Below are 4,737 nucleotides of genomic sequence, written 5' to 3'. Positions count from 1 at the left end.
CCGATCGTCCGGCTTGACCGTCACCGGGTTGCCCGTCATCACTTGGCCCACCGGCGTCTGCTTCGCATCGAGCCCGGGCAGCAGCACTTTGATGGCGCAGTCACCCTGGGTCACGATACCGACCAGCACGTCGTCGTCGATTACCAGCACCGACCGGACCCGGTTTTCGCGCATCTGGCGCAGGGCTTCGACGACCATGTCGCCGGAACGAACATGGATCAGGGCGTCACTCTTCTGGGCCAGAGCGCTTTTTACTGTGCTCATCGATCTCCTCTCGTGGGCCCTGTCCTACCCCGTCTTGATGGCCCGCATTGAAGGTAGTCAAAATATCTTGCCTTGTCAGCACTGCGCCGATGCCGCCGGCGAAGCCTGCCACCGATCCCGACAGCGGGATTTTCACCGCCGCGCCCGACCGCAAGGCAAACCAGTTGGTCGATGAGGAGTTCTCGGCGCTTGGCTATGCGAGGAATGTCAAAAAGGTTTCGCTTAAGCCAGCTACGCTGCAGAGAGATTGGTTGGGCTGGATCGATGTGCGGGACGTGAGCGCCTCCAATAATACCGCAAGCGCTGGGTTACACATCGCCAGTTTCTGCCGATCAGATCACATCTGGGAGAAATCGCGACACGAAACCGAACGGCGGCTTCTCTACGTCGCCTGCACACGGGCCCGCGAGCAGCGGCTCTGCCATCGTCCCGCATCTTCGATCGCGCCTACGCCGCCGACTTTCTTCCGCGCGTCCGTGGCGGCGCGATCAGAGCCTCCGCCGGAATGTTCCATTCGCGGTGCAGCTTCCAGGCCATGCTCATCGTGAGAGGACGCTTCCTTGTCAGGATGTCGGATGCGCGCTGCCGCGAGCCAAGCAGGCGGCCAAGATCTGCCTGGGTATAGCCGCCCGTTTCCATGCGGTAATGGATCGCGTCAATCGACTCGGGTGGCTCGATCGGCCAGCGCTTGCGCTCGTAGGCCTCGACGACCAACGCGAGAAGATCGAATCGATCTGCCTCCGGTGTGCCCGGCTTCGGTTCGTTTTCGAAGTACCGTTCGATCTCCTCGAGCGCCTCGTCGTATTCGGCCTCGGTACGAATTGGACGGATCATTTTCTTCGCCATGACACGGTCTCCGGATCGATACGATCGTATTCAGCATGGGTTCCGACGAATTTCGCGGCGCAACGGAGATCGCCGGCTCGGCTTCGCCGATATCGACGTCAAGGTACTGCGGCGGTGCGATGGCCGGTGCGTTCCGCCCCCGATCCAAACTGAAGCCCGCCGAGCCCACTCGGAATTAGCGACAGTCTATGTTCGCGGACCGACGGCGAGTCCAGGGGCGGCAGTATGAGGATCGCGCGACATCGACTGGAATTCCACAAGATATTCATTCTTATCTTATGCGGTGATGGGCCGTCTGGCCATATCCGTGGATGGGTGTTGCGGTGTTCATGACGCCGCAGCAGGCTCCTGTTCAATACATATCGCGCGGCTGTCGGATTCAGATAGTCCTTCATCGAGCAGCTTGCAGCGGTGTGGGGCTCGCGCGCTGCTGCCGCCGCCAGAGGCGAAATGCCGACAGGTATAGCAGGCACCAAACGGACGGCCGCCGTTGCGCGCGAGCATGGTCAGCAGCGTGTCCCGCAACATGTCGACAATGTCTTCGAGACGTTCAGGCGCAGACTTGGCGAGATCGGACGCCAACGCCCGCAACGGATCGTCGCGCAACAGGCGCTGACCCGCGGCCGTCAATTCGAGCATGATGGAGCGGCGATCACGCGGGCTTTCCTCACGCGTGATGCATCCCTTTTGCTCCAGGGCGATCAGCGTCTGCGAAATCGTCCCCCGCGTCGAGCCCAGATACTCCGCCAGCGCGGCGGGCGTGCGCGAGAAGCGGTTGGCGCGCGATACAAAGCGCAGGGCTTCCCACTGTGCCGGGTTGAGGTCACCGCTCGCCCCGCCACTGCGGGCCAGTCGATCAAGGCGGTCGATCAGGTGTGCCGCTTCCAAGGCGGCATTGGGCATCATCATGCTAGCGACTCGATATTAATAATTGACTCGCGGTGCGATCTGCCTATTATAGTAGCGTGTCGCTATCAATGCAACACAAGCTTTGGAGGCCTGCGATGCGCAAACTTTCCACCCTCGTCTTTGTCAGCCTGATCGCCGGATTGCCGGCGGCGGTAAACGCCCACGATGTGACGGCAAAGTCCGATCCCAAAGTCCCCGCCGCCTTCGATATCACGCGAGCCACCGCCACCACGGATGGACGCCTGGCGACGTTCACAATGGAGGTCACCGGCAAGGCCGGCTCACAGAAGCCGAAGAAAGTCGGGAAGCTCCAGGGCTCGAAAGTTGACGCCTATGTTTGGCCGACCAGGCTCGATCCCTCGGCAGCCGGATTTGCCAAGGGGTCGGGCATCCTCGCGCTCGCCATCACCGCACATCCCGATTTCGACGACACACCACTTTACGACGAGAACGGCGACGGCGACCCCAACAACGATGGCGCGGGTTGGCATTCTCACTGGGTTGTTCTGGTCGAGGACAAGGCCTGTGGCGGCGGCCTGAAAGTGCGCGACATCTCTCCAGGCCAGGACATCTTGCCGGCTACTGCTCCGGGCCTGCCTATCGCACTCGACAGTCCAGGCATGAGCCCGATCCTCAAGGGCAAGACAGTCAAAATAACCGTGCCGGTACTGGGCGCCGAGAGCATCAACTTCGATGCGGTGGCGGCCAAGCTGCAGGTTCACGCGGAGGGCAGGTCGCCGCTGCTCTGCGTCACCGGTACCTATAAAGTCGCCTCAGGCAATCTTTCGCTTCCGGGGGTGATCATGAAGAAGAACAAATAAAGCCGTTCACACCAACCAGCCACCACGTCCAACCCGAACAAAAACCGAAAGGTACGCCCGCTATGAAAACGGAAGGCCACGTTTTCTACGCTGGTTGCAGCGTCTGCGTCGATGCCGAGCAGCGCTTCGCGACGGCACTCGATCCGGCCGCATTCGACGTCGAGATTGTTCACCTCGGCACGGATGAGGGGCGCCTTCCCGAGGCCGAGGCGGCTGGGGTCAAGCCGGTCCCAGCCTTGGTGATCGATGGCCAGCCGCACCACATCAATTTCGGCGCCGACATCGCGGCGTTGCGCTGACCATTACACTATCGGTCTAAGCGGCATGGCCTTGCTTGCAGATCCATGCCCAACCGGATGGACACATTCTCATGACGAATGAACCGCTGCCCTGGCTGCCGACACTCCTGGCGCCGACGCTGCAGGCAGGCTTCGAACTTGCCATCAAGCTCGCGCATGGGCGTGAAGCTGACCCAACCCAACGATGGGACACGCCACGAATTGCGCGCGGTCTACGAGCACGACACCGATGCACTGACCGCATCCTCGCACGTCATCGCGGTGCATTTCCAGACCGTAGCTGCGGCTAACAATTGGTGGCGCGCATGACACGACAAACGATTGTCGCCCCGGAAATTGCCGTGAGCCGCTGGTTCAACACCAAGGAGCCACTGACGCTGGCGGCGCTGCGCGGCCGGCCGATCCTCATTCATGCGTTCCAGATGCTCTGCCCAGGCTGCGTGACTCATGGCACTCCGCAGGCGGAAAAGGCGCACCGGTTGTTTCGCGATTCGGACCTGCAAGTGATCGGCTTGCACACGGTGTTCGAGCATCATGCCGCGATGACGCCTGTGTCCCTGGAGGCATACATCCATGAATATCGCCTCACAATGCCGATCGGCGTCGATGAGCCGAGCACCGCCGGACCGCTCCCGGTTACAATGGGGCGATATCAGATGCGCGGCACGCCGACCGCGATATTGATCGGACGGGACGGAGCCATTCTGCACCACAGCTTCGGCCAGGAGGACGACATGGCGCTCGGCGCGCGGATCGCCGATGCGTTGCGGACGTAAGCTCGACATCCGTGAACGCCAGAACCTCACATGTTTGACACCGATGCATAATCGCTCCAGTGGATATGGCATCGGTCACTCGGCGCGTGCCGATGCGCTGTCTGATGATATCGCCTGCAATGTCCCGACAGCCTTCGCTTCGACGCAGATCGCTGCTCAGGGATGTCCGGGTATGAGGCGCTGCGAATTTTTGGTCTCCGTGTGCAAGCAGGCCTGGTTACCGATATGTTCAGCGTCAGCGTGATTGCGAAGCTAACGACCGTTACGATGCAATTTCCGAGCCGTCGAATCGGCTTTTCGCCGCACCGAGACTTTTCGAAGGTGGAGCGAATATTCGGCGACGTCAGCGCGGATGCAAGCGACGCCGTCCTCCGGTTCGGCCACGGCGGCAAGCCTGTCTACAATTTTGGCCCGGACGAAAGCGATGTGAAGTTGGAGTGTCGTCATTGCGACCATCGGCTCCTCGCCATGGCAGCCTTGCCGTCGGAAAGACGCATTGCAAACCCGCGGTTGCCCTGAGTTGAATCGCCACGTGAAACCATGCAAGGCTAGCCACCCTTCTCATCCATTCGCGGCCGGCCATGACCCCACCCACCGTCACCCCCTTGGAAGTCCGCTCCATGCTGTTGTTGCGCGATGAGATCGCGCTGCTCGATCTCAGGCATGAGGCGGTCTATGCCTCAGGCCATCCGCTGTTCGCCGCCAACATGGCGGCCGGCCGGATCGCGCTCGAGGCCGAAACGCGGCTGCCGCGCAAGGATGTGCCGATCGTTCTGTATGACGCCGGCGAGGGCCTGGTCGCGCAGGCCACGGATCGTCTGC

General features: G+C 61.4%; 8 protein-coding genes and 1 pseudogene. 6 read left to right on the top strand and 3 right to left on the bottom strand.

Annotated features, from left to right (window positions below; all coding sequences use genetic code 11):
- From Q8N40_RS21270 to Q8N40_RS21260, 3 genes are all read right to left on the bottom strand, one after another.
- Window positions 1–264: cyclic nucleotide-binding/CBS domain-containing protein (locus tag Q8N40_RS21270; protein WP_305713196.1), on the bottom strand; the 264-nt coding region annotated here is incomplete at its 3' end.
- Between the two features lie 447 nt (window positions 265–711).
- Window positions 712–1,110, bottom strand: coding sequence for a type II toxin-antitoxin system HigA family antitoxin (locus tag Q8N40_RS21265; protein ID WP_305322387.1), 399 nt, complete (start codon window positions 1,108–1,110; stop codon window positions 712–714).
- A 327-nt stretch (window positions 1,111–1,437) separates the two neighbouring features.
- A complete protein-coding gene (locus Q8N40_RS21260) occupies window positions 1,438–2,019 on the bottom strand; it encodes a MarR family winged helix-turn-helix transcriptional regulator (RefSeq protein ID WP_305322386.1) in 582 nt (193 codons plus the stop codon).
- A 95-nt stretch (window positions 2,020–2,114) separates the two neighbouring features.
- Between Q8N40_RS21260 and Q8N40_RS21255 the strand changes: the two genes are divergently transcribed.
- The 6 genes and pseudogenes from Q8N40_RS21255 to Q8N40_RS21230 all read left to right on the top strand — a co-directional run.
- On the top strand, window positions 2,115–2,840 hold the full coding sequence (locus Q8N40_RS21255; RefSeq protein ID WP_305713195.1) for a hypothetical protein: 726 nt from the start codon (window positions 2,115–2,117) through the stop codon (window positions 2,838–2,840).
- A 62-nt stretch (window positions 2,841–2,902) separates the two neighbouring features.
- The gene (locus Q8N40_RS21250; protein WP_305713194.1) at window positions 2,903–3,139 is read left to right on the top strand and encodes a thioredoxin family protein; all 237 of its coding nucleotides are present in this window, start codon (window positions 2,903–2,905) and stop codon (window positions 3,137–3,139) included.
- A 156-nt stretch (window positions 3,140–3,295) separates the two neighbouring features.
- On the top strand, window positions 3,296–3,448 hold the full coding sequence (locus Q8N40_RS21245; RefSeq protein ID WP_305713193.1) for a hexameric tyrosine-coordinated heme protein: 153 nt from the start codon (window positions 3,296–3,298) through the stop codon (window positions 3,446–3,448).
- A complete protein-coding gene (locus tag Q8N40_RS21240) occupies window positions 3,445–3,915 on the top strand; it encodes a redoxin domain-containing protein (protein WP_305322389.1) in 471 nt (156 codons plus the stop codon). Before Q8N40_RS21245 ends, Q8N40_RS21240 begins: the two co-directional genes overlap by 4 nt.
- 162 nt (window positions 3,916–4,077) lie before the next feature.
- A complete protein-coding gene (locus Q8N40_RS21235; RefSeq protein ID WP_305713192.1) occupies window positions 4,078–4,434 on the top strand; it encodes a hypothetical protein in 357 nt (118 codons plus the stop codon).
- A 62-nt stretch (window positions 4,435–4,496) separates the two neighbouring features.
- Window positions 4,497–4,737: pseudogene (locus tag Q8N40_RS21230) on the top strand (thiosulfate sulfurtransferase); the annotation flags it as partial.

It is taken from the genome of Bradyrhizobium sp., assembly GCF_030693485.1.
Classification (GTDB): Bacteria; Pseudomonadota; Alphaproteobacteria; order Rhizobiales; family Xanthobacteraceae; genus Bradyrhizobium.
The sequence above is the reverse complement of the archived record's forward strand: the minus strand, read 5'-3'. Positions and strand labels throughout refer to the sequence as shown.

Excerpts from the sequence above, each read along its gene's own strand:
- Q8N40_RS21265 (WP_305322387.1), bottom strand. The coding sequence starts at position 1,110 with ATGGCGAAGAAAATGATCCGTCCAATTCGTACCGAGGCCGAATACGAC.
- Q8N40_RS21260 (WP_305322386.1), bottom strand. The coding sequence starts at position 2,019 with ATGATGATGCCCAATGCCGCCTTGGAAGCGGCACACCTGATCGACCGC.
- Q8N40_RS21255 (WP_305713195.1), top strand. The coding sequence starts at position 2,115 with ATGCGCAAACTTTCCACCCTCGTCTTTGTCAGCCTGATCGCCGGATTG.
- Q8N40_RS21250 (WP_305713194.1), top strand. The coding sequence starts at position 2,903 with ATGAAAACGGAAGGCCACGTTTTCTACGCTGGTTGCAGCGTCTGCGTC.
- Q8N40_RS21245 (WP_305713193.1), top strand. The coding sequence starts at position 3,296 with ATGGGCGTGAAGCTGACCCAACCCAACGATGGGACACGCCACGAATTG.
- Q8N40_RS21240 (WP_305322389.1), top strand. The coding sequence starts at position 3,445 with ATGACACGACAAACGATTGTCGCCCCGGAAATTGCCGTGAGCCGCTGG.
- Q8N40_RS21235 (WP_305713192.1), top strand. The coding sequence starts at position 4,078 with ATGTCCGGGTATGAGGCGCTGCGAATTTTTGGTCTCCGTGTGCAAGCA.